A 20,967-nucleotide genomic window follows, 5' to 3' on the forward strand; every position below is an offset into this window, starting at 1 on the left:
ATCATTTTTCATCATGTGACCATTTGACGAAAGGATCTTGCGCGCTCGGCTCATGATAGGTTCCGACATACACTTTTTCTTTTCCCGTTATTTTATTCGTTCGGATGACTGTATATCTTCCTTTATCATAATTTTTGGTAAGATAATATTTCCGGTATGAAAACCCTTTTTCCGGACCGGTTAATTTTTCTTTAAATTTATAATCAAGCGGCTTGTTCAAGCTCTCTTTCACTACACTTTTAATATTCAGCGGCGTGCCCTCAAGCTTAACATCACCTCGGAAATCGCCGTTCCTGTTCTCGGTTTTCCCTGAAGGGACGGAAGCGATTTCAATCGTATCCTGGATTTGTTCCGAGAATGTTTTTGTGACACTGTATGAATAAAAGATGTTCATGGAACTTATATTATCTTTCATTTTGCCAGCAAATTCCGGCAGGGCAAAATTCAATAAAAAGGTGATCGATATACATACGATTAATAAGGTAAGTGAAATTTTCTTCATATTTCCTCTTTCTCAACTATGTATTCTTGTAATTCAACTTGTTCATTTTCCTTTGGAACAATCCCAAATTTAGCGATTAATAGAATGGCAAGAAAACTGAAACAGCAAAAACTAGTATTATCACTTGTAATAAATGAAGCCGGTATAATACGGGATGCCAATAATGAGTTCAAAATATAAGAAAAAAGAAAACCTGAATAAGATAGGCAAACCAGATCGTTTCCAATCAGTTTCCGCTTGTAATGTGCATACTCCGTTTTATTTCCCTTCCTGATATTGACACATTGTCTAAATTGCCTTATGAGACCGTATGTGAAACCAATAATTAACATGACTGCAATGAGAAAATCAATTATTGCTTCCTCCACTTTTTACTCCTCCTTGGTAAATTAGCTCTAAATAACTTGTAAAATATTACATTAAAATCATCATATACCATTTATGATAAAATAATAAATATTTCCTGCGTTTTTATATTGGAGTTGTATCATAAAATTTTCGTGAAAATTGTATGATCGTTATTTATGGTTCTATATCTATTAATCCTTACAAAGCTCATTTTATTTAAAACCTTCTCGATAACCGAAGTGAGTGGTCATATTAGTTTTTCCCATGGCCCCTATTGGGGGTCCCATAACTTCATCCCTTTTAAAACCATTGCCCATTACCTGTTCTTAGCGGATGTTAACCCATCGATCCGGATTGAAAATATAGCGGGGAATATCATCGGCTTTGTACCATTCGGCTTGATGCTTCCCTTACTGTCAAAAAGGTTTTCCCAACTCAAATCGATCTTGATTGCAACATTCTGCCTTAGTTTCACCTATGAGATTCTTCAGCTTTTATTTGAATTAGGAAGTTTTGATACCGATGATTTGATCCTGAATACTCTCGGCGGGGTTATAGGATACCTGCCTATTAAACTGTTTTTCATCGTTTTCAAAAAGAATGGTACCATTCGCAGTCAAGCCAAAGGACAGTAATGTGCTGTCCTTCTTTTGTCACAAAACCTCTTTACGCAGCGATCGAAAGACGAATACATGCATGTCCTTATTCTTACGTGTAAAGCGAGAAGAGGTTTCAATAAAAAGGAAAATATACCTAATATTACTGCGGATGAATAAAAAAAGACCACCAGATTGGTGGTTAGAGTTTGTGGACAAATTCGAACAAATCGAGTTTGCCTACATTTTTTTATGGCTTGTACAATGAACGTCGATTTCCACTCCAGGCACTCGCTTTCCGCGGGCGGTCGGGGAGCCTCCTCGGCTTTCGCCTGCGGGGTCTCCCCTAGACGCGCTTTTCCCGCAGGAGTCTCGTACCTTCCGTTCCAATCAACTTTGTTATTACATTTAAATAAAAACCATACCTGATGAGTTGAAGGTGTTAGTTTGGGAACATCAGTTGATGAAAGATATGTTTTCCGAACCCCTTTAGTCTACTAACTGAGTCCTCCAGATTAGTGGTTAGAGACTGTAGACAAATTCGAAGAAATCGATTTTTGCCTACAGTTTTTTATGGCTTGTACAATGAACGTCGATTTCCACTGCAGGCACTCGCTTTCCGCGGGCGGTCGGGGAGCCTCCTCGGCTTTCGCCTGCGGGGTCTCCCCTAGACGCGCTTTTCTAAGCAGGAGTCTCGTACCTTCCGTTCCAATCAACTTTGTTATAACATTTAGTTAGAAACCATACCTGATGGTTGAGGGTGTTAGCTTGGGAACTTCATTTGATGAAAGATATATTTTCCGAACCCCTTTTGTCTACAGCGGTTATTTCAAATTCTTAAATCCGTATTTTTCAAAGATTTTCATGGAGGCTTCCGTTTGGAGATAGTCATAGAATAGCTTGGCTTCCTTGGCATGATCCAGGTCATTGATCATACCGACGGGATATATGATCGGATCATGTAAATCTGCCTGGGCTGTTGCAATGATTTCAACTTTTGATGAATTGAGCGCGTCCGTTTTATAGACGAGGCCTGCGTCCACGTTCCCCGTTTCCACATATGTAAGCACTTGCCGGACATCCTTGGCATATACCAATCGATCTTCAACCTCTTTAAAGAGGTTCATGTTTTCCAAAGTTTGTTTCGCATACTGCCCTGCCGGCACAGACTCTGGAGTGCCGATCGAAATTTTTGCGGCCTTAGTGAGGTCTTCCAGTGATCCGATTCCCTTTTTGGAATCCTTTGGCACCACCAGCACCAGCTCATTGCCGACTAAATCGATTCCGTTTTTCTCTTCAATAAGACCCTCTTCCACTAATTTATCAAATTTATCTTCTGCAGCTGAGAAAAACAGGTCAACAGGTGCTCCTTGTGATATCTGCTGCTGAAGCGCTCCAGAGGCTCCAAAGTTATAATGGACTTTCACATTTGCATTTTCTTTTTCAAAAGACTTCTTTATATCATTTAAGGAATCTTGCAAACTTGCAGCTGCCGAAATCGTCAGTTCCACTTTCTCGTCAGCCTGTTGCGCCTGCTTTCCTGCATCTTTTCCTTCATCACTTGAACACCCTGCCCCCGCTATCACAAGCATCATGATCGAAAAAATCATAAGGTATATTTTCTTCAAAATCCCTCTTCCTTCCTCATTAGTTATAATTAGTTATATCTAATTATAACTAGTATAAGACGTATAAAAGGTTTTAATCAATGCCCTTTTTGCTGTGAATTTACTTTTTTAAGGACTCTAAGATACAATAAGGAACGGAGGGATGCACATGTCAAAAGAGCTTTCCTATACGATCGAGGAAGTGTCACAGCTTTTAAAGGTATCTAAATTGACAATTTATGATCTTGTTAAAAAAGGGGAACTCCCAGTATTCCGTGTGGGAAGGCAGATGAGAATGGATGCAACAGACTTGGAGCTGTATATTAATAACCATAAGTCCAGTACATCCCCCGTTGCCGAACCCCCTGGAAACGAAGTGAAGGATTCCCTTACCCTTGTCATAAGCGGGCAAGACATGGTGTTAGATATACTGGGGCAGCACATTCAGAAGCACTCCAGCTATAAAACACTGCGATCTAACACAGGAAGTCTAAGCGGTCTTATATCCATGTACAATGGGGATTCCGACATCGTTAGTTTGCATATGTTCGATGGAGATACTGGGGAATATAATCTTCCTTATATAAAAAAAATTTTGGTCGGTTATCCTTATATTTTACTTAATCTAGTTTCAAGGAAAGCTGGTTTGTATGTTAAAAAGGGAAATCCCTTCGGCCTCACCAATTGGACTGATTTAAAACATAAAGACTTGGCCATCATCAATCGGGAAAGAGGATCGGGAGCACGGATTCTTCTTGATGAGCAGCTCAGGATTCACAGAATATCTTCTAAAGATCTTAAGGGATATGCAAACGAAGAGACCAACCACTTAAGTGTGGCTTCAGCGGTTTCTGCGGGGAAAGCGGATGTGGGTGTGGGAATTGAAAAAGCTGCAAAAATCGTTGGAGTTGACTTTGTTCCATTAATTACAGAACGTTATGACCTTGTTATGTTAAAATCTCCGAAAAACGAAGAGCTCATAAACGTCGTTAAGCGGATTTTATCATCGAATCCATTTCAAGCTGAAATCAACGCTTTAGGCGATTATGATATTTCTCAGACAGGCTCTATCATTTACGAGACATATTAAACAGGAAGGCTACTGATTCGTCAGCCTTCCTGTTTCGTATGCATCAAGCCATGGTCAATGACTTCAAATGGTTCCAATTGAAGCCACCCTGCTTTGAATGCCTTTTTTCGCGTTCTTCTGTTCATGCAATTCCAAAAAGAAGACTAGCTTACTTACGGGGAACACAATACATCTCAGCTATATAGGAGTTTGGGCTGCCGGGCTAGATAGGAAGGCGTACCATTTTGATTAAGGTTAAGGATCAATTTCATGACCTCCACTATTCCCTCAGGTTTCTCCAACTCTATTTCCTTATGATAGGATTCTATGGATGTGCTCCATTTTTTCATTTTTTTCTGATCTTTTAATATACTCCGCAATTGTTTTTCAAAAGGCGTTTTCTGATTAAGTTTAAATACAAGACCTTGTTGTTTTAAATACTGCAGATTAATTTCCTCCTGCCCAGGAAGCCTGGAGTGAACAAAAATGGGAAGCCTTTTTCGCAATGCTTCGCTAATCGTGACACCGCCGGGTTTCGTAACGATCGCGTCAACTTCTTCATAAAGCCTATTCATTTCAGTCCTTGATGAGATATAAGGCAATGGTTTGATATGAGGTAAGTTCCATGTTTCGATTTCTTCATACAGCTTGTTGTTATTTCCGCAAAGGACTAAATAATCAAAGTCGGTTGAAGTCTTTAACTCATCACCTAAGTTCAAAATCCCTCCCAGACCGCTATTTCCTCCGGATATCAAAATTTTGGGCCGTTCTGTGTTTTTTTGAATAGAAGCATTTCTAGTGATTTCCTCGTGCACGGGAATGCCAGTGACCATCATCGTTTGTTTTGGTATTTGACGCTTGCTCATCAGCTTTTCTTTCACTTCTTGGCTAGGAAGAAAGTGGGCATCTATCCCTTCGCTTCCCCACACATTATTAATGAAAAAGTCCGTGTACACGTTTATTACCGGTGTGCTGCACTTCCCTTTCATCTTTAGCTGGCTCAAAAGATAGGAAGGGAAACCATGTGTGCACACAATTAAATCAGGCTCTTCCTCTGCTATCAATTGTTCCAGCTTATTCATGAATAATTGCTGATACCATTTAAATATCCGTTCCTTTGAGGAGTGTACATAAAACAGATTCTTATAGGCAAGATTATAGGTTTCCGGCGCATAACGGATCCATGTTAGATAACTGCTTGCGATGATTTTTTCTAGAGAAGTATTGGTATAACTGATTAGATCGATTTTTTTATAAGTAATCCCATTTGAATGCTTTTTTAACATATCCATTAATGCCTCTGCAACTTGATGATGCCCCGATTGCATTCGAAAGAGAGGTAAAAACAAAACCTTCTTCATATGTGTCATCTCCTAAGAAATCATTCTGAAAATACGAAAATATATAGCTCATGATATCTTCCTCTAAAAATATCGTTGAACAAATCCTTTAATGAATTTCATTTCGAACGGTTTATAAAAAGGAGCCGACTCAACTTTTGGACATTTGTTTTCTCTTTTTCATGTATTTGATAGTAACATATAGTACAAAAATAACTAAAAATACAATACCTAAATATGGAACATATTTAGGATTAACATTAAAAGCATCCCCCACATAATAACCGGCCACTATAAAAGGAACGGTCCAGAGTATGGTGCCAAATAGGGAAAAAAGGAAGTATTTCCGAAAGGGTATGGATGAGATCCCTGCAAAATATGGACTAATTTGTCTTATTCCCGGAATGTAAAATCCCAATACCAATGTTTTTTGTGCATTATCCGTATAGTTTTTCTTTGCTTTCTCCCAGCGTTCACTCGTAATCCCAATGAATCTTCCATATTTATTTATAAATGGATACCCCACATATTTTCCGCATGCATAAGCTGCAAGCATTCCGATAAAGGCGCCGAGAATTGCACACAGCATTGCCAAACCCAGTGAGAGCTTACCTTGGACAGCCAACACCCCGATTAGGAATAGAAGTGATTCTTCTGGAGCAGGCACTCCCACAATGCCGAAGAATAAAAAAAGAAAAATGATCAGGTATCCATATGAATCAATAAAATGTAAAAGCGTATCTATATTCATAATACCCCCAGAATTAGTTATAAGTCTTTTAAAGAAATGAAGTGTGTTCCTTTTTCCTTACTTTCCTGCAGGTAAATTTTTAACATTTCAATCATATGGCCTGGTGCCTCTTTATCCGCCCCCAAAGTTTCACCACAGTCATGAAGCAACAGGATGGAACCTTCCGTCGAAGTGCTTCGCAGTTGATCAAGCAAAGTATTTTTGCAATTTTCGGCCTTCCAATCCCCGAAAATGCCGGACCACATTATCACTCTATATTTCTTACTGAAAAGTGGCGTGAATAGATTAAAATGGCCCCATGGCGGTCTATAAAAAACAACCTTTTCATTCGTACATTCACTTATCGCCTTTTCAGTCATTTCCAACTGCTTCCGCAGATGGATTGGTGATAGCACCCAACTTGAAACATGATGGAAATGATGGATACCGATAGTATGTCCCTCTTCATGCATTCTTTTAATAATCTCAGGATTGCTTTTCACTTTACTGCCAACAACAAAAAATGTGGCCTTTATCTCATACTCTTTTAAAAGATCAAGCAATTTTATCGTATATTCAGGGTTTGGGCCATCATCGAAAGTTAGCGCAATCCCATGATTCGAATTGATTTTTTTGGTTATTCCCAGACTGCATACACGAATAACCACCGTTGGGATAATCGTATAAAAGATTAATAGCAATAATAAAATAATAAAACTAATCAGCCATATATGCATCACACAAAACTATCCTCTCATTATTGATATTACCAATACTGATCCTTTCCCTTTATCATAATCATTTACCACAATGCAGCAATGTTAATGCATTCAGGTAATTCATTATAAAACCTCTCCTTACAATTTAGCATTTTTTTTTCACTATTTTCACTTATCGATTATTTTTTTATTTTTGTAAAGATTCCCAGTCCAATAGCCCGCTTACAGCAAAATCATAAAACACCCAGACTAAAGAAGAAAACAGTTCTTTTCTTGAAAAGTGTTCAGTTGATTTCAGAAATCCGCTCCCTTTCCGCCGACTGCCTGCCAAGCCTCCTCACCGCAAGCGGCTGCGGGGTCTTGGCTAGCCAGTTTTTCGGCAGGAGTGTCGCAAATTTCTTCAATTCAATAAGGATTACAGGAAAAAAACATTAAGTATAATCTGGTCTTGTCTAATTATCATGGTTCGGGGTGAGAGCATTCCGAACCCCTGTTGTCGGCAAACTATAAGCAAAACCAGTTTGCCTACAGTTCTTTTCTTGAAAAGTGTTCAGTTGATTTCAGAAATCCGCTCCCTTTCCGCCGACTGCCTGCCAAGCCTCCTCACCGCAAGCGGCTGCGGGGTCTCGACTAGCCAGTTTTTCGGCAAGAGTGTCGCAAATTTCTTTAATCCAATAAGGATTACAGAAAAAAACATTAAGTATAATCTGGTCTTGTCTAATTATCATGGTTCGGGGTGAGAGCAGTCCGAACCCCTGTTGTCGGCAAACTCTATGCAAAACCAGTTTGCCTACAGTTTTTTTCTTGAAAAGTGTTCAGTTGATTTCAGAAATCCGCTCCCTTTCCGCCGACTGCCTGCCAAGCCTCCTCACCGCAAGCGGCTGCGGGGTCTCGACTAGCCAGTTTTTCGGCAGGAGTGTCGCAAATTTCTTTAATCCAATAAGGATTACAGGAAAAAAACATTAAGTATAATCTGGTCTTGTCTAATTATCATGGTTCGGGGTGAGAGCAGTCCGAACCCCTGTTGTCGGCAACTCTATACAAAACCAGTTTGCCTCAACTTTTTCTTGAAAAGTGTTCAGTTGATTTCTTCCATCCAATAAGTTTACCTGCAGATTTTTCAAAAAATATTCCAGTTGATTGGAGCGGGTGTTCGAGACTCCTGCGGGAAATGCGAGTCCAGGGGAGACCCCACAGGCGCAAAGCGCCGAGGAGGCTCCCGGACCGCCCGCGGAAAGCGAGTGCCTGGAGAGGAAATCAACATTCTATATTATCAAACCCTCAAAAAAACCATTCAGTTCATTCTTCCATCCAATAAGTTTACCTGCAGATTTTTCAAAAAATATTCCAGTTGATTGGAACGGGTGTTCGAGACTCCTGCGGGAAATGCGCGTACAGGGGAGACCCCACAGGCGCAAAGCGCCGAAGAGGCTCCCGGACCGCCCGCGGAAAGCGAGTGCCTGGAGAGGAAATCAACATTCTATATTATCAAACCCTCAAAAAAACCATTCAGTTCATTCTTCCATTCAATAAGTTTACCTGCAGATTTTTTAAAAACATTCCTATTGATTGGAACGGAAGGCACGAGACTCCTGCGGGAAATGCGAGTCCAAGGGAGACCCCACAGGCGCAAAGCGCCGAGGAGGCTCCCGGACCGCCCGCGGAAAGCGAGTGCCTGGAGAGGAAATCAACATTTTATATTATCAAACTTTCAAAATACCATTCAGTTCATTCTTCCATCCAATAAGTTTACCGCAGATTTTTCAAAAAATATTCCAGTTGATTGGAGCGGGTGTTCGAGACTCCTGCGGGAAATGCGCGTACAGGGGAGACCCCACAGGCGCAAAGCGCCGAGGAGGCTCCCGGACCGCCCGCGGAAAGCGAGTGCCTGGAGAGGAAATCAACATTCTATATTATCAAACCCTCAAAAAACCATTCAGTTCATTCTTCCATCCAATAAGTTTACCTGCAGATTTTTTTAAATCATTCCAGTTGATTGGAGCGGGTGTTCGAGACTCCTGCGGGAAATGCGCGTACAGGGGAGACCCCACAGGCGCAAAGCGCCGAGGAGGCTCCCGGACCGCCCGCGGAAAGCGAGTGCCTGGAGAGGAAATCAACATTTTATATTATCAAACCCTCAAAAAACCATTCAGTTCATTTCTTCAACCCAGTTAGGGTTTCATAAAACAGTATTTTATCGACAAACTGAAAAAAAACACCCTAAGGGTGTTTTTTCAAAAAAATCCAATTAAAGAGCGCATTCTTCAATTTCAAATCCCAGGTCTTCGATGATTCCCCAATCCGCTGTGGGTTCTTGACCGGCTGTCGTTAAATAATCGCCGACGAAGATGGAATTGGCTGCATAAAGCGCCATGGGCTGCATGGAACGGAGATTGACCTCACGACCGCCGGCCAGACGAATTTCTTTGCTCGGATTAACGAATCTCATCATCGAAATCAATTTCAGGCATTTAGTGGGGGTCAACTCGGAAGTTCCCTCAAGCGGCGTTCCGTCAATTGCATTGAGAAAATTACAAGGAATGGAATCTGCATCAAGGCTTCGTAAGGATAGGGCGATTTCCACCGCTTCCTCCTCAGATTCCCCCATACCGAAAATGGCACCAGAACATGGGGACATACCAGCATCCTTCACAGCTTCAACTGTATCTACCCGGTCTTCATATGTATGTGTCGATGTAATTTTGCTGTAGTTTTCCTGTGATGTATTCAAGTTGTGGTTGTAGCGATGAACGCCCGCTTCCGCCAGTTTGCCGGCATGTTCCTCATTCAGGAAACCTAAACAGCAGCAGATTTTAAGATCCGTCGTTTCGCGGATTTCCTTTACCGCTTCAATGACATGATCGATTTCCCTGTTGGTCGGACGCCGGCCGGACGCAACGATGCAATAAGTACCCGCTTTGCGACGAATTGATTCTTGCGCTCCCTCGACAATCTTTTCTTTAGTCAGCCAAGCATATTTATCGATCGGGGCTTCCGAAACGATCGACTGCGAGCAGTAGCCGCAATCTTCGGGACATAATCCTGACTTCGTATTGATGATCATATTCAATTTAACCTTTTTCCCATAATGGTGCTTACGTATGAGATAGGCTGCATTCAGAATTTCCAAAACCTCTTCGTCTGGGGCTTGTACGATGGATAATGCCTCTTCCTCCGTCACTTTATATCCTTTGATAACGTTCTCCGCTAACATCTTCCAATCCCTAACCAATGTTTCCAAACCTAATCCCTCTTTTCTTTTAATGTTCTATATTCCTTCCCATGAATCTTCCACGATTAATTACCTGAATCCTTGGAACGGATTGGTTCATTTTGCACACTCAAGACATAATAAAACTTTTAATATGTTAACCTTTAATATTTTAAGTTAACATATTGTTTGAATAATAACATACAAACAAAATATTATTCAATGATCTTTTTTCAATATTTTCCTAGTATGCCCTTCAAATCCTAAGAAAGCTGGCACTTTATATGTTAACTAAATATATAAATTAGTTGACATATAAAATGGGATTCAGGCAAACTAATAGTGGGCATTCTGCCAGCCATATCTAAAAAGGAGGTTGAAAACCTTGAAGGCAAGGACGATTTCTTATGTGGCCCTTTTTACCGCGTTAACTGCCATTGGCGCCTTTATTAAGATACCTATCCCTTACATACCATTCACACTGCAAATTCTGGCAGTCTATTTGGCAGGCGCATTATTGGGGCCCCGGCTTGGGATGCTCAGTCAGTTATGCTATGTCTTGATCGGACTTATCGGGGTGCCCGTGTTTGCTGAAGGCGGGGGATTCGGCTATATATTCAAACCCACTTTCGGCTATTTGCTCGGATATATACTTGGAGCCTATGTAAATGGATGGCTGATCAACCGGTTTTCCCTCTCAACGATCCGTTCCATATTCTTTGCTAATGCCGCCTCTTTACTGACAGTTTACTTTTTCGGCTGCATCTGGCTGTATGGTGCGATGAAGTGGATTGTGGAGACACCGCTTTCCATCAACCAAACGATTCTTTACGGCTTCTTATTACCTGTACCCGGTGATTTAATGCTATGCATTCTATGTGCTGTCATCATTCAGCAAGTACGTCCGCGCATTGCAAAATATATAAACATAAAGGAGCTGAATCATCCATGGGCCAAGCCTACTTTATAACCGGAACTGGCACGGATATTGGAAAGACCATCGTCACGAGTGCACTCTATCTGTCTCTTCAAACATTGGGAAAAAGCGTCACGATATTCAAGCCATTTCAAACTGGAATCAATGAGGAAAATAATACATACCCGGATATTTCTTGGTTTGAGCAGGAACTCGGTGTAAAGGAATCAGGGTTTATCACACTGGAACCCGAAACCTCCCCACATTTGGCGATTAAATTGACTGGAAGTCAAATCGATGAGAAGAAAGTCGTGGAAAGGGTTCATGAACTTGAGGAAATGTATGACATCGTATTAGTCGAGGGCGCTGGCGGATTGGCTGTGCCGCTCATTGAACGGACGGAAGGTTTCTATATGACCGCGGATTTCATAAGGGATTGCGGCATGCCTGTCCTCTTCGTATCCACAAGCGGTTTAGGGGCGATTCATGATGTCGTGACGACCCATTCTTATGCCCAGGTCCATGATATAAACGTGAAAACCATTTTGTATAATCATTACCGGCCAGAAGATCGGATTCATCAAGACAATATCGAAACCATCGAAAAGCTGACAGGGCTGAATGGCCTCGCCTGCATCCCGACAATGGCCGATGTCAGAAAAGACTTGAGGAACTGCATCCTTGAATTGCTTGGTGATCAAAATTATACCCAACAACTGAAAGAGGTGTTCAAAGCATGAACAGTCAGGATTTAGAACAATGGGATAAGGAATATGTATGGCATCCGTTCACACAAATGAAAACGTACCGGGAAAGTAAACCGCTGATCATCGAGCGCGGCGAAGGCAGCTACCTGATTGATGTGGATGGTAAACGCTACCTCGACGGCTATGCTTCATTATGGGTGAATGTGCACGGGCATAACGAGCCGGAATTGAACGGCGCCCTTATTGAACAAGTGAATAAAGTCGCGCACTCCACGCTGCTTGGATCTGCGAATGTACCATCGATCTTACTGGCAAAAAAACTGGCAGAGATCACCCCTGGTTCTTTATCGAAAGTCTTCTACTCCGACACGGGATCTGCCGCAGTGGAAATCGCCCTTAAAGTCGCTTATCAATATTGGCAGAATATCGATCCCGTCAAGCATCAGAATAAAAACAAATTCGTCTCACTTGACGAAGCATACCACGGCGATACTGTCGGAGCTGTGAGTGTGGGCGGAATGGATCTATACCATAGAATCTTTAAGCCCCTCTTATTTCAACGGATTTCCGCCCCTTCACCATATGCCTATCACATGACTGAATATGGGGATCAAGAAGCCGTGAAAAACCATTGCTTGAAGGAACTGGAGAGGTTACTGCAAGAACAATCAGAGGAAATTGCAGGATTGATCATCGAACCGCTGGTGCAGGGAGCAGCTGGCATCATAACCCATCCCCAGGGCTTTTTGAAAGAGGTCGAACAATTATGCAAGAAGTACAATATCCTCTTAATTTGTGACGAGGTGGCCGTAGGATTCGGTCGCACCGGTACAATGTTTGCCTGCGAACAGGAAGATGTCGTCCCCGATATCATGTGTATGGGCAAGGGGATCACTGGGGGATATATGCCACTCGCAGCCACCATCATGAACGAGCAAATCTTTCAATCCTTCTTGGGAGAACGGGAAGAGCATAAAACCTTCTATCACGGCCACACCTATACAGGAAACCAGCTAGCCTGTGCACTGGCCCTGAAGAATATCGAGCTGATGGAAAGCCGCAATCTCATTAAAGACATCCAGAAGAAATCTAAATACCTATCACAAAGGCTGCAAGCGCTATACGAACTTCCGATCGTTGGCGATATCCGCCAGCGCGGCTTCATGATAGGAGTGGAAATCGTTAAAGATCGTGAAACAAAAGAAACGTTCACCCTCCAAGAGAACGTCGTTTCCGGAATCATCCATACAGCACGGGAAAATGGCCTGATCATCCGGGAACTTGGTCCAGTCATCACGATGATGCCGATCCTTTCCATGTCAGAAAAGGAACTCGATTTCATGGTCGAAACCGTCTACCGTGCCATCCAGGAGATCGCCACTCAAAAAGGATTGATTCCAGCAGCAAACTGATCCAGAAAGAACCGGAAGAGCAGGGCTCATCCGGTTTCTTCCTTTCTTCACAAAGCACTTTGGAAATACGGAGTACATATGCTGATTTCCTTCCATTGTCTGCATCGCAAAAAATCATCATTAGCCTTTTTCTGTTTTACAAACCTATAGATTGACCTAGATATTTTTAATAATTTTGGGTATTTCTGCTATAATCAGGGTAAAAGGAAAGAGGTGAACTGCTTTGTCAGGCATAGAAAAAGAGTATGATTCCCCTACCAGAAAAGACTGGATCAGGACTTTTTATACTTTTGCTTATATAAGTCTGCTCATTCTAATTATCGTCTCTGGAATTATTCGCTATTTTCAGGCACCTGCTGGTAATGTTCAAGAGTCGAAACAGGAACAATCAAGTAAAAGCGAAAAAGTAAAGGAAAGTAAAGTCATTGAAAAGGATCCCACCGTTACATCACTGGTCTTAAAACCATTAGCGGAATCACCAAAAGCAAAAATCATATTTGAACATGTCGGTTACTTTTTAATCCTGCTATTCCTTTTTATACTTATACCAATCCCGCTATTGAGCGTTAAAAGATTTAAATTCATGACCCTCGAAGTTGAAAGAGAATCCCAAGCCATCGAGGTAGCTAAGAATTTGACCATTCAACAAGATAAATTCGGACTTCTCTCTTACTGGTTAAAAGAGGATTTTAAATCATTGTTTTTAGAAGTTGAAAGGGATAATACAAGCTATAAGGACTTTCTTGAAGAAATGCTCTATTACATGAGAGATCATTATAAAAATAATTGGGACTCCCATTTTGAATTTGATATAGTGACGGAAACCAAGTTTAAAAAGAATTACTCAGCTCCTAAACTTGTTAAAAAATCGCTTCCCTCAGCAAAAGTGAAAGGAATCGGGCTTCCTATCAATAAAGAGAATGATAGATACATACACTTTAAAAACTTTATGATCCATACAATTAACGTCGAAGAAAATCTGCTGACTGAGGAAGAATGCTTAATTACTTATGTCATTGTCCTAAAGAGCTATCGAACCATTTTTGATGAATATGACGGCCATTTAGTATCAGGCTTAGCTTCATTAACATATGAATTATACCGAAGATACCACACATCTTTGGCTATTCAAGAAGAGGAAGATGTTGAATCTGAGGAAGAAATTAAGTAAAATAAAGGAAAGAGGTGATAACGATGTCTTTACCTAAAAGAAAATATAGTAAATCCAAACTATTTAAATCCGCGAGTAAGGTCGGTAAGTCACAGCCTCATGAGGTCGTTATTCCAACTTATCATTCGAACAAGTTGACACCGAATAGTCCGTCAGTAAAAAAAGTATTATCAAATGTAAATTAAAAATACCCCCTGATGACTCACGGGGTTATTTTTTAAGTCCAAGATATGTATTAATATACGGTTCCAGAATGGGGCTCCTGCCAATCCAATCCTTAGCTGATTTTATATGATCGGGACTCCATACAGGTGAAGATGGCATTTCAATACCTTTAGGTTTGGACCCGACTTTCCTGGCGCTTCTCAATAGCAGTTCATACTTATACTTCCTTCCCTCCATATCTTCCCTCCTACCCATAAAAACACCTATCGTTATATATAATTATGTTTAAATGACTTTTTTATGCGCAGCGATTGGTCATCTTCTTCAATGAATCGATGGCATTAGAAAAGGCACCCTCTGGGTATCATATTTGTTTATATTACAAAATAGAAGGAATGAAATAAAAAAGATGACCCCGTTTAACTCTGAGGTCATCTTTTTTTGCTGCTGGCCAAGTGTTAGCGAATGCCTTTCATGTAACCTTGAATCTTTGGTGATAAGACCATCAGGACCAGTCCAAGGACCATTGAAGCAACACCAATCACGCCAAAATAAGCCATTTCGGTTTGAGGTGTGTAGAATCTGACGATTTGTGCGTTCAGTGCTTGTGCTGCTGCACTTGCCAGGAACCACAGGCTCATCGTTTGTGCCGAGAATGCGGCCGGAGCCAATTTTGTAGTTGCTGAAAGTCCAACAGGAGATAAACAAAGTTCTCCAAGCACTACAAGGAAATAGCTAAGTACAAGCCATAGCGGATTGACTAATGCATCCGATCCACCGAAATAAACAGGAAGCAGGATCACCAGGAATGATAAACCGGCGAACAATAAACCTATTGAGAATTTTTGAGGAATGGTCGGCTGACGCTTTCCTAGTTTAATCCATAACCATGCGAATACTGGTGCAAGGGTGATGATGAACAAAGGGTTCAAAGATTGGAACCATGCCGGGTTTATTTCTATTCCAGCAAAATTCAACTGTGTCCGTTTGTCTGCATAGCTTGCTAATATAGTTGCACCTTGCTCTTGAATCGCCCAGAACATGACAGCTGCTATAAACAAAGGAATATAGGCAATCAAGCGTGAACGTTCAACAGAAGTCGTTTTAGGGCTGCGATACATGAAAATGAAATAAAGGGTCGGAATAACGATCCCTAGGATACCTACAAGATTAATAAAGGTTTCAATCGTTAAGATGCCTTTAGCGGCAGTGATGCCGATGATGGCAGCTAAGATAAGTGTAGCTATCCCCAATTTCGTGAATACTTTTTTCTTTTCATTCTGTGATAATGGGTTTGCAGGTAGAGTTCCAGCAAGGCCCAGGTTCTTTTTCTTTGTTGCAACAAAGACGATGAGTCCAATTAACATTCCAATTGCCGCTAGTCCAAAACCAAGATGGAAGCTGTAGTCCATTCCGACTGTACCGACAACAAACGGTGAAAGGAATGCACCCATGTTGATACCCATATAGAATATACTGAAACCGGAATCCCGGCGTTCGTCATTTTCTGCGTAAATTTCACCAACAATGCTGGAAACATTCGGTTTTAATAAACCAGTACCAAGAACAATGAGTACCATGGAAACAAAGAACATGGAGAGACTGCCTGGTACAGCAAGGACAATATGCCCGAGCATGATCAAGATACCACCGTAAAATACGGCTTTGGAAGTCCCGAAGATCCTATCGGCAAGCCATCCGCCAATTATACCTGACATATATACTAAAGATCCGTATATGGATACAAGGGCAAGGGCTGTGGTTTCATCAAGACCTAGTCCCCCTTTAGAAACTTCGTAATACATATAGTAAACAAGAATGGCCTTCATGCCATAATACGAGAAACGCTCCCAGAACTCAGTAAAGAAAAGGGTGAATAATCCTTTAGGGTTTCCGAAAAAACCTTTTTGAGGTACACTATCCACAATTTTCTGTTTATTTATCGTTGCCATACCTAGCCCTCCTTTTATTATTGTATAATAACTTTTATTTTCACTATTGTAAATAAATATTTAGTATATTTAAATAATTAATTTCAAAATAAATAGAAGAGAGTTGCCACCCTACATGACAATACCCGTATTTTACAGTAAAAAACACCCCTTATAGTCTAATAGGGAGCTGCCATCAAAGATATATTGCCCTAACTTCACAAATGGTATTACGTTTCATATCACTTTGGTTGCCATGCAGATGCAATGAGAATCGTAAAAATAGCGAGAACCATTTTTTAAAAAACTCACTTCATCCGTTATATACACCGTATAATAGATATAAAAAATGAGGAGGCACGATAATGCTAGGGATCATAACCGTTGTGCTGATTTTTTCCATCCCTATAATCGGCATACTGACAAGCCATTTAGAAAAACAGTCAAAAACCAAACACAATATGCTAAAGGTCGAATTGGAACTTGAGAAACTGAAGCATGAAAATTTTCTAATGGAGACGGAAAAAATGAGGCTGGAACTGGACCAGATGAAATTCGAACAAAAAAGAGACGAGCCAAGGTTACTGTAATCAAGTAACGTTGGTTCGTCTTTTTTAATGGGTATTTTGCCGTTTTAAAAGCCTTCCGCCCGTCATAAGAATTACAAATAAGAGGCCGTTTTAATGGATATATTGATCGCCGACAAGAAGGTCTGACAGCACCTTTGTCGGGATGACGAACTCGATGGCCCCCATATATCCCGGAGCAGCTTCAAAGCTGTTAAAGGCGATGACTAGCTTGCCATCTTCGTTTATATAAAAGTTTTGGTTTTCATCGATGCCTTTAAAAGCAGTAAGGTCATCATCTTCGACCCAATATATCTTTTCCGGATCTTCTGCCATCTGCCGCTTCATCTGTTCTTTGATGTTCTCACTGATCACCTGAAGATAACGATCATCTTTAAATAAGCTATTTAGCGTTAATAGCACTTCGTTTTTCTTGTCGACTGTATCAAATTGACTTTCTGTAGAACTGGAAGCAGCAATCTTATCCGTATAACGCTGTACGGATAAGATCGTTTCATTATCCGTCAATATCACATATCCGCTTTCCACCGACATATTGCCCTTTTCCCCTTCCTTCAGTTTTGACATGGAGTCCGTGAATTCCTTATAAAGCTGCTTGCTTTCCGATAAGTATTTCTCATTCAAGCTATCTTCGAGCTGTTTATTCTCCAGACCGGATATGGCAGGTGTTTTGATTACTGCCGAAGAATTATTCGCTTCTTCTTTCCATTCGACGAAGGTAATCACTTTGATGACCTTATCGACTATCGGGATTTCACTCATGGCTTTCGCCGCTGCCGGACTGATGTTTACGGAAGCTGTCACAATCAGAAGCGCTGCAGCCGCAGACATGAGGATATTCCTGCCAACCCTTGGCTTCTTCCTGGGCTTTTCATTCAAGGCCGCTTGAACGACATCATTCAATTCCTTTGGTATCGGTGTTTTAAGATATTCTTCCCTCAGATCTTTTAGTTTTTTTTCCATCTTTTTGTTTCCTCCCGTTCAGTCATGTTGATCCGCAATAGTTGCAGCGCTTTATATAATCTCGTTTTAATCGTGCTTACGTTCTCTTCCAGCACTTCCGCTATCTCTTCCAGCTTCAGGTCCTCGAAGAAACGGAGAACGACTACCGTTTTGTACTTGACCGAAAGTCCCTCAAGGGCCTTTTGCAAATCCAGGTCAGGATAGTGATCTTCCTCACCGCTGCGTAAGTATTCTATTGTTTCGTCATCGGCGATGGTCAGTTTCTTTTTCTTCCGCAAAACATCCAGTGCCGTTCGGACGATGATCTTATATAACCAGCTATCTATAGAAGCAGCGTCTTTGATTTTGCTGCTGGAGGCCAGCGCTTTCCTGATTGATTCCTGCACGATATCAAGCGCATCCTCTTGGTTTTTAACATAGTAAAAAGCAAGTCTGTACAAATTTTCTTGCCTTTCGGTTATCCGGGCCGCGATTAATTGATTCATATCTAGATTTTTCATTGCATGAAAGAGCTCCTTACATTTAAATTACGTATCCTGGGTACAAAGGATAGACGTTTGTGCAGCCATAAAAGTTTGAAAATGAACAAGAAATATATAAATATAAAAAAATGAAATTTTTTACAAACTTTTAAGGCTTTTGGCGCGTCTATATAGTAGAATGATTATCGAGGTGGAGTGCATCATGAGTAAATTAAATTATAAAAAAGTCTTTATTTTTCTATTTTGTCTAACCGCTGCCTTGGGAACGTTGGGGTTAGCCATCAAAAGCCTTGCTTTTGATAAGAAAAGAACCGTTTCGGCCTATACAACTGATAAAAATTACCCAGAAGCCGATATTCAAACGTATGTGAAAGATAATACGAAAGGCGGGTATTCAGCCAGCAGGCCCGTTCTGCATCTAGAAAATATCGACAAGCAGCTAGAAGCCTACATAAAGAAAGAAATCAAGGATTATGAAAAGAAATGGAAAGCATCCGACGGAAAAGCTTCCGAGCTTAACCTCACTTATACGATCCTCCATTTCAGCAAACAGACCATTACGATTTCCTTCGATAAATATGAGCAAGTGGAAGGAAAGAAGCAGTCTGGATCCCAGATCTTCACTTATGATATTCCATCTCAGCAAAAGCTCTCCATAGAAGACATCTTTGCCACGGATACTGATTATTTATCCGTTTTATCCGATATTGTTTTTGAAGAGTTAACGGAGAAGGAAGAAGAAGGCATTTCAAACAGTCTCATTAAAAAGGAAAACAAACTGAAGGCAGCCAACTTCAATTCTTTTTCAGTCTTGAAAGATACGCTTGTATTCCACGTTAAGACTGATCATTCAACTAAGATCCATACAATAGCCATCAAGAAGGAACTTTTTAAAGATAGTTTGCTAGATTCATATCAAAGTCAAGATTTGAATGCGGATCGTGTAAAGGAATGGCAGCCGAAACATATCGTCGCCAAGCTGCCCGTGCAAAATGAATGGATCGACCCTTCAAAAAAGGTCATTGCCTTGACGTTCGATGACGGGCCGCATCCAAGTCATACCATGTCCATTCTTAAAGACCTGAACAAGTATGATGGACACGCGACGTTTTTCGTGCTTGGAAGCCGCGTACAGCATTATCCGGAAGTTCTGCAAAAAATGCTGCAGCAAGGAAATGAGATCGGCAACCATTCATGGGATCATCCGCAGCTGACGCGCTTAAGCAAGAACAAGATCAAAAGTCAAATCGAAAAGACCCAAGACGCTGTAGAAAAAGCTACAGGTGCTGAGCCAAATCTCGTCCGTCCCCCATATGGAGCGATTAACAATAATGTGCGTGAATACATGGAGGATATGAAAGTCACACTTTGGGATGTCGATCCCGAAGATTGGAAAGAACGGAATGAAAAGAAAATCGTGAACAAAGTGATGAGCAAAGCCAAAGATGGCAGTATCATATTAATGCATGATATCTATCAAACTAGCGCCCAGGCTGCAGGAAAAATCATCAAACAACTGCATGACCAAGGTTATCAACTGGTCACAATTTCGGAATTGGAAAAGGTACAGAAAGAACGTGAACTTTCCGGAATCACCATAAATGAATAATCAAAAGGAAAGAGCCTGTTCCGTGATTCGGAACAGGCTCTTTCCTTTCAAATAAAATAAGCAGACCTTTGATCATATAGCAAAGGTCTGCTCATTTTATCATTCACCAAGATCTACATTATGATAAACTTGTTGAACATCTTCCAAATCTTCCAATGCATCAATCATTTTTTCGAATTGTGCTTGTGCATCTTCTGGAAGGGTTAGGTCATTTTGTGCAAGCATCGTCAGCTCGGCCACTGTAAAATCGCTGATTCCTGCATCCTTGAAAGCTTGTTGTACAGCATGGAATTGTTCAGGTTCGGCATAAACGATGACACTTTCTTCTTCTTCAATGATGTCACGTACATCAACATCCGCTTCCATTAACAGTTCAAGAACATCATCAGCCGTTTTACCTTCAATCCCGATGACAGCCGTAGCATCGAACATATAAGCAACAGATCCGCTGACACCCATATTCCCGCCATTTTTCCCAAATGCGGCACGTACATCAGATGCCGTCCGGTTCACGTTGTTTGTCAATGCATCCACGATGACCATTGAACCATTCGGACCGAATCCTTCATAACGAAGTTCGTCATAGTTTTCCTCCGAACCGCCTTTGGCTTTTTCAATCGCACGGTCAATGATCGCTCTTGGGACATTGTACGTTTTCGCACGCTCCAGTACGACCCTTAATGCCTGATTGGACTCTGGATCTGGTTCACCTTGTTTTGCCACTACATATATTTCCCGTCCGAACTTGGCATAAATCCGACTAGTATTAGCATCTTTTGACGCTTTTTTTTCTTTAATGTTATTCCACTTACGACCCATTATATTCCACTCTCTTTCATCATTGATATATACGAATAGATTATTAAGATACGGCCCTATGAGAAAACCCACCAGGGGAATTC

21 protein-coding genes are annotated in these 20,967 nt (G+C 41.1%); 8 read left to right on the plus strand and 13 right to left on the minus strand.

Annotated elements, in window-relative coordinates; genetic code table 11:
- Nucleotide 1: 1 nt before the first annotated feature.
- Entirely contained in the window at nucleotides 2–502 is a 501-nt protein-coding gene (locus QNH43_RS24175; RefSeq protein ID WP_283916022.1) for a hypothetical protein, read from the minus strand.
- The gene (locus QNH43_RS24180) at nucleotides 499–870 is read right to left on the minus strand and encodes a hypothetical protein (RefSeq protein WP_283916023.1); all 372 of its coding nucleotides are present in this window, start codon (nucleotides 868–870) and stop codon (nucleotides 499–501) included. The genes QNH43_RS24175 and QNH43_RS24180 overlap by 4 nt, the downstream gene beginning before the upstream one ends.
- A gap of 156 nt (nucleotides 871–1,026) precedes the next feature.
- Here QNH43_RS24180 and QNH43_RS24185 point away from each other — a divergent pair, with 156 nt between their 5' ends.
- Nucleotides 1,027–1,485 (plus strand): VanZ family protein, encoded by a 459-nt coding sequence (locus tag QNH43_RS24185; protein ID WP_283916024.1) that lies wholly within the window; start codon nucleotides 1,027–1,029, stop codon nucleotides 1,483–1,485.
- A 785-nt stretch (nucleotides 1,486–2,270) separates the two neighbouring features.
- Here QNH43_RS24185 and modA read toward each other — a convergent pair.
- Complete coding sequence (gene modA / locus QNH43_RS24190) at nucleotides 2,271–3,074, minus strand: molybdate ABC transporter substrate-binding protein (RefSeq protein WP_283916025.1); 804 nt, start codon at nucleotides 3,072–3,074, stop codon at nucleotides 2,271–2,273.
- Between the two features lie 148 nt (nucleotides 3,075–3,222).
- On the opposite strand from modA, the gene QNH43_RS24195 reads away from it, so the two are divergent.
- On the plus strand, nucleotides 3,223–4,143 hold the full coding sequence (locus tag QNH43_RS24195; protein ID WP_283916026.1) for a substrate-binding domain-containing protein: 921 nt from the start codon (nucleotides 3,223–3,225) through the stop codon (nucleotides 4,141–4,143).
- A gap of 173 nt (nucleotides 4,144–4,316) precedes the next feature.
- Here the strand turns inward: QNH43_RS24195 and QNH43_RS24200 are convergent, their stop codons facing one another.
- The 5 genes from QNH43_RS24200 to bioB all read right to left on the minus strand — a co-directional run bounded on the left by QNH43_RS24200 (nucleotide 4,317) and on the right by bioB (nucleotide 10,125).
- On the minus strand, nucleotides 4,317–5,483 hold the full coding sequence (locus tag QNH43_RS24200) for an MGDG synthase family glycosyltransferase (RefSeq protein WP_283916027.1): 1,167 nt from the start codon (nucleotides 5,481–5,483) through the stop codon (nucleotides 4,317–4,319).
- Between the two features lie 130 nt (nucleotides 5,484–5,613).
- Nucleotides 5,614–6,213 carry a DedA family protein gene (locus QNH43_RS24205; protein ID WP_283916028.1) on the minus strand — a complete coding sequence of 200 codons (600 nt, stop codon included), beginning with the start codon at nucleotides 6,211–6,213 and terminating at the stop codon, nucleotides 5,614–5,616.
- Nucleotides 6,214–6,230: 17 nt separating this feature from the next.
- Entirely contained in the window at nucleotides 6,231–6,929 is a 699-nt protein-coding gene (locus QNH43_RS24210; protein ID WP_283918443.1) for a polysaccharide deacetylase family protein, read from the minus strand.
- Between the two features lie 532 nt (nucleotides 6,930–7,461).
- Nucleotides 7,462–7,608: a hypothetical protein gene (locus QNH43_RS24215; RefSeq protein ID WP_283916029.1), complete on the minus strand. Its 147-nt coding sequence runs from the start codon at nucleotides 7,606–7,608 to the stop codon at nucleotides 7,462–7,464.
- Nucleotides 7,609–9,159: 1,551 nt separating this feature from the next.
- Nucleotides 9,160–10,125 (minus strand): biotin synthase BioB, encoded by a 966-nt coding sequence (gene bioB, locus QNH43_RS24220; RefSeq protein WP_283918444.1) that lies wholly within the window; start codon nucleotides 10,123–10,125, stop codon nucleotides 9,160–9,162.
- Nucleotides 10,126–10,507: 382 nt separating this feature from the next.
- Here bioB and QNH43_RS24225 point away from each other — a divergent pair, with 382 nt between their 5' ends.
- The 4 genes from QNH43_RS24225 to QNH43_RS24240 all read left to right on the plus strand — a co-directional run bounded on the left by QNH43_RS24225 (nucleotide 10,508) and on the right by QNH43_RS24240 (nucleotide 14,328).
- Nucleotides 10,508–11,092, plus strand: coding sequence for a biotin transporter BioY (locus tag QNH43_RS24225; protein ID WP_076370122.1), 585 nt, complete (start codon nucleotides 10,508–10,510; stop codon nucleotides 11,090–11,092).
- Nucleotides 11,071–11,778, plus strand: a complete 708-nt coding sequence (gene bioD / locus QNH43_RS24230) for a dethiobiotin synthase (protein WP_283916030.1) — start codon at nucleotides 11,071–11,073, stop codon at nucleotides 11,776–11,778. Before QNH43_RS24225 ends, bioD begins: the two co-directional genes overlap by 22 nt.
- Nucleotides 11,775–13,157 (plus strand): adenosylmethionine--8-amino-7-oxononanoate transaminase, encoded by a 1,383-nt coding sequence (gene bioA, locus QNH43_RS24235; RefSeq protein ID WP_283916031.1) that lies wholly within the window; start codon nucleotides 11,775–11,777, stop codon nucleotides 13,155–13,157. The genes bioD and bioA overlap by 4 nt, the downstream gene beginning before the upstream one ends.
- 223 nt (nucleotides 13,158–13,380) lie before the next feature.
- A complete protein-coding gene (locus QNH43_RS24240) occupies nucleotides 13,381–14,328 on the plus strand; it encodes a hypothetical protein (RefSeq protein ID WP_283916032.1) in 948 nt (315 codons plus the stop codon).
- A 210-nt stretch (nucleotides 14,329–14,538) separates the two neighbouring features.
- Here the strand turns inward: QNH43_RS24240 and QNH43_RS24245 are convergent, their stop codons facing one another.
- Both QNH43_RS24245 and QNH43_RS24250 read right to left on the minus strand, forming a co-directional pair.
- Nucleotides 14,539–14,730: a hypothetical protein gene (locus QNH43_RS24245; RefSeq protein ID WP_063234934.1), complete on the minus strand. Its 192-nt coding sequence runs from the start codon at nucleotides 14,728–14,730 to the stop codon at nucleotides 14,539–14,541.
- Between the two features lie 221 nt (nucleotides 14,731–14,951).
- A complete protein-coding gene (locus tag QNH43_RS24250) occupies nucleotides 14,952–16,445 on the minus strand; it encodes a peptide MFS transporter (protein ID WP_076370112.1) in 1,494 nt (497 codons plus the stop codon).
- A gap of 344 nt (nucleotides 16,446–16,789) precedes the next feature.
- Here QNH43_RS24250 and QNH43_RS24255 point away from each other — a divergent pair, with 344 nt between their 5' ends.
- Complete coding sequence (locus QNH43_RS24255; RefSeq protein ID WP_076370110.1) at nucleotides 16,790–17,014, plus strand: hypothetical protein; 225 nt, start codon at nucleotides 16,790–16,792, stop codon at nucleotides 17,012–17,014.
- Between the two features lie 90 nt (nucleotides 17,015–17,104).
- Here the strand turns inward: QNH43_RS24255 and QNH43_RS24260 are convergent, their stop codons facing one another.
- Nucleotides 17,105–17,974 carry an anti-sigma-V factor RsiV gene (locus QNH43_RS24260; protein WP_283916033.1) on the minus strand — a complete coding sequence of 290 codons (870 nt, stop codon included), beginning with the start codon at nucleotides 17,972–17,974 and terminating at the stop codon, nucleotides 17,105–17,107.
- Nucleotides 17,959–18,474, minus strand: coding sequence for an RNA polymerase sigma factor SigV (locus QNH43_RS24265; protein ID WP_076370106.1), 516 nt, complete (start codon nucleotides 18,472–18,474; stop codon nucleotides 17,959–17,961). The genes QNH43_RS24260 and QNH43_RS24265 overlap by 16 nt, the downstream gene beginning before the upstream one ends.
- Before the next feature lie 184 nt (nucleotides 18,475–18,658).
- On the opposite strand from QNH43_RS24265, the gene QNH43_RS24270 reads away from it, so the two are divergent.
- Nucleotides 18,659–20,065, plus strand: coding sequence for a polysaccharide deacetylase family protein (locus QNH43_RS24270; RefSeq protein WP_283916034.1), 1,407 nt, complete (start codon nucleotides 18,659–18,661; stop codon nucleotides 20,063–20,065).
- Nucleotides 20,066–20,164: 99 nt separating this feature from the next.
- On the opposite strand, the gene QNH43_RS24275 is transcribed toward QNH43_RS24270, so the two are convergent.
- Nucleotides 20,165–20,884, minus strand: coding sequence for a YebC/PmpR family DNA-binding transcriptional regulator (locus tag QNH43_RS24275; protein WP_053536610.1), 720 nt, complete (start codon nucleotides 20,882–20,884; stop codon nucleotides 20,165–20,167).
- Between the last annotated feature and the right edge of the window lie 83 nt (nucleotides 20,885–20,967).

The organism is Peribacillus simplex (assembly GCF_030123325.1).
Lineage (GTDB): Bacteria > Bacillota > Bacilli > Bacillales > DSM-1321 > Peribacillus > Peribacillus simplex_D.

Bases quoted from the DNA above. Each gene is read 5' to 3' on its own strand.
- QNH43_RS24255 (WP_076370110.1), top strand. From the start codon at position 16,790: ATGCTAGGGATCATAACCGTTGTGCTGATTTTTTCCATCCCTATAATC.
- QNH43_RS24260 (WP_283916033.1), bottom strand. From the start codon at position 17,974: ATGGAAAAAAAACTAAAAGATCTGAGGGAAGAATATCTTAAAACACCG.
- QNH43_RS24270 (WP_283916034.1), top strand. From the start codon at position 18,659: ATGAGTAAATTAAATTATAAAAAAGTCTTTATTTTTCTATTTTGTCTA.
- QNH43_RS24185 (WP_283916024.1), top strand. From the start codon at position 1,027: ATGGTTCTATATCTATTAATCCTTACAAAGCTCATTTTATTTAAAACC.
- QNH43_RS24205 (WP_283916028.1), bottom strand. From the start codon at position 6,213: ATGAATATAGATACGCTTTTACATTTTATTGATTCATATGGATACCTG.
- QNH43_RS24210 (WP_283918443.1), bottom strand. From the start codon at position 6,929: ATGCATATATGGCTGATTAGTTTTATTATTTTATTATTGCTATTAATC.
- QNH43_RS24195 (WP_283916026.1), top strand. From the start codon at position 3,223: ATGTCAAAAGAGCTTTCCTATACGATCGAGGAAGTGTCACAGCTTTTA.
- bioD (WP_283916030.1), top strand. From the start codon at position 11,071: ATGGGCCAAGCCTACTTTATAACCGGAACTGGCACGGATATTGGAAAG.
- QNH43_RS24175 (WP_283916022.1), bottom strand. From the start codon at position 502: ATGAAGAAAATTTCACTTACCTTATTAATCGTATGTATATCGATCACC.
- bioB (WP_283918444.1), bottom strand. From the start codon at position 10,125: ATGTTAGCGGAGAACGTTATCAAAGGATATAAAGTGACGGAGGAAGAG.
- QNH43_RS24275 (WP_053536610.1), bottom strand. From the start codon at position 20,884: ATGGGTCGTAAGTGGAATAACATTAAAGAAAAAAAAGCGTCAAAAGAT.
- QNH43_RS24265 (WP_076370106.1), bottom strand. From the start codon at position 18,474: ATGAAAAATCTAGATATGAATCAATTAATCGCGGCCCGGATAACCGAA.
- QNH43_RS24250 (WP_076370112.1), bottom strand. From the start codon at position 16,445: ATGGCAACGATAAATAAACAGAAAATTGTGGATAGTGTACCTCAAAAA.
- QNH43_RS24245 (WP_063234934.1), bottom strand. From the start codon at position 14,730: ATGGAGGGAAGGAAGTATAAGTATGAACTGCTATTGAGAAGCGCCAGG.
- QNH43_RS24200 (WP_283916027.1), bottom strand. From the start codon at position 5,483: ATGAAGAAGGTTTTGTTTTTACCTCTCTTTCGAATGCAATCGGGGCAT.
- bioA (WP_283916031.1), top strand. From the start codon at position 11,775: ATGAACAGTCAGGATTTAGAACAATGGGATAAGGAATATGTATGGCAT.
- QNH43_RS24215 (WP_283916029.1), bottom strand. From the start codon at position 7,608: ATGTTTTTTTCTGTAATCCTTATTGGATTAAAGAAATTTGCGACACTC.